The sequence below is a fragment of the Allobacillus saliphilus genome (assembly GCF_018138385.1).
GTDB lineage: Bacteria > Bacillota > Bacilli > Bacillales > Alkalibacillaceae > Allobacillus > Allobacillus saliphilus.
Genome location: NZ_JAGSIE010000061.1, coordinates 1 through 1,463 on the forward strand (window position 1 = coordinate 1; position 1,463 = coordinate 1,463).

The following is a 1,463-nucleotide window of genomic DNA, read 5'->3' on the forward strand; positions in this document are numbered from 1 at the left end:
GATTAAGTCCATATAATTGTGTAAAAAGAATAGGTCATCCTTCTCTCCTGTGTTAAAGTGATTTCAACCACAAAATACTTTAGGAGGATGAGAAAGATGACCCAAGTTAATTTTAGCCTAAATATCGATGAATTAAAAGAAAAGGTAATGGATTCAAAGCTGGATGACGTACTAAAGTCTGCTCTTGTGATGGTGTTAAATGAAATCATGTTGAAAGAACAGGAAGAGTATTTAAAAGCTAGCCAGTACGAAAGGAATGACCTAAGAACCGATTACCGTAATGGCTTTTATGAGCGTGGCTATATGATCGGCTCATTTGAACTGAGACTATTAGTTCCACGCACACGCAATGGAGAGTTCGAACCAAGTGTATTTGAGCGTTACGAAAGAAGAGATCAGGCTCTTGTTTTAAGTATGTTGGAGATGGTTGTTAATGGCGTTTCAACACGTAAAGTAGGCAAGATTGTAGAAGAGCTATGCGGTAAATCAGTCTCTAAATCCTTTGTCTCCAATCTAACTAAAAAGTTAGATCCAATTGTGAAGGAATGGTTGAATCGTCCGTTAAATGTCACGTACTATCCTTACATTTATGCAGACGCCATGTATATCAAGGTAAGAGAAGATAATAAAGTCGTATCCAAGGCTGTCTATATCGTAGTAGGTGTCAATAAACAAAATAAACGTGAAATCATTGGCATGGAAATCAACCATGTCGAGTCGAAAGACGCGTGGTTGAAGGTTTTTGAAAACCTCAAAAGCAGAGGCCTGCAGTCACCCAAGTTACTTATTTCCGATGCTCATGCTGGATTAAAAGCCTCTGTCCCTGAAGCCTTCGTTGGGACCAGTTGGCAGCGCTGTACCTTTCACTTAAAAAAAGATTTAATCGAAAAAATGCCCAAGAAAAACGTAAAAGAAATCAAACATGAAATAAATTTAATCTATGAAACCGTTGATCCAGATGTCGCCAGAAAACGTAAAAACCAATTCATTGAGAAATATGAAGATAAACATCCAAAAGTCTGCCGCTGTCTCGAGGATGGATTCGAAGACTCCATTCAATATATGAGCGAACCTACAGACTATCATATACACTTACGAACCACCAACAATCTCGAACGGATAAATCAAGAAGTCCGAAGAAGAGAACAGGTGATACGAATCTTTCCGAACACACAGAGTGCTGTTCGATTAATCGGTGCTGTGTTAATGGATGTAGATGAAAACTTAGATTTGAAAAGAAGGTATTTACCTAAGAAAAAGATCTCTAATTAATGAGGATTGCGATTGAGCCTCCTGGCGAGTGTGATTTCTACGCCTGGCCGCCAGCTCTTTGAAAAAGAACCGGCGTGCCCACCAGGCTATCACACCCGCCCTCTCAATCCAATCCAGATGTCAAAATTGAATATGCTGTTTTACCCGCTGAAATCACTTGAGAGAATTTACACATAATAATGGACTTGACT

General features: G+C 39.2%; 1 protein-coding gene. It reads left to right on the forward strand.

Going from position 1 to position 1,463, the window contains the following annotated elements; all coding sequences use genetic code 11:
* Positions 1-96: 96 nt before the first annotated feature.
* The gene (locus tag KC820_RS13020; RefSeq protein ID WP_212371694.1) at positions 97-1,272 is read left to right on the forward strand and encodes an IS256 family transposase; all 1,176 of its coding nucleotides are present in this window, start codon (positions 97-99) and stop codon (positions 1,270-1,272) included.
* Positions 1,273-1,463 lie beyond the last annotated feature (191 nt).